Origin of the sequence: Pseudomonas juntendi, assembly GCF_009932375.1 — a bacterium.
In the GTDB taxonomy this organism is placed as follows: Bacteria; Pseudomonadota; Gammaproteobacteria; order Pseudomonadales; family Pseudomonadaceae; genus Aquipseudomonas; species Aquipseudomonas juntendi.
Genome location: NZ_BLJG01000383.1, coordinates 1 through 380, shown reverse-complemented (window position 1 = coordinate 380; position 380 = coordinate 1). Strand labels below are relative to the sequence as shown.

At 65.8% G+C, this 380-nt stretch carries 1 protein-coding gene; it reads right to left on the bottom strand.

What is annotated here, in order from left to right; genetic code table 11:
• On the bottom strand, positions 1–380 hold a 380-nt coding region (locus GYA94_RS26175; protein ID WP_255327001.1), incomplete at both ends, for a sensor histidine kinase.

Sequence of the window (380 nt, the reverse complement as noted above, 5' to 3'; positions counted from 1 at the left end):
CCAGCCGGTAGAACGGCTGGAAGATCCGCTCCCGCTCCGCTACCGGAATGCCGATACCGTCGTCTTCCACCGTCAACAGGCACGCGCCGTCCTGGTCCAGGCACAAGCGCAGCAACAGGCTTTGGTCACAGTAACGCATGGCATTGCGCACCAGGTTCTGCACGGCCCGGGCGGTGAGCCGCGGGTCCAGCACAAAGCGGGGTAGCTCGCCTTCGGCGCGAACTTCCCACTGGATGCCGCGGCCATCGAGCTCCTCGGCGAAGCCGCCCAGCACGCTGTCGACCAGTTCCAGCAACGACACCTCGACCCGCTCGCGGGCCTGGTCGGCGTTGTACAGCCGGCTGTACGACAACAATTCCAGCACCAGCTCATCCAGCTCG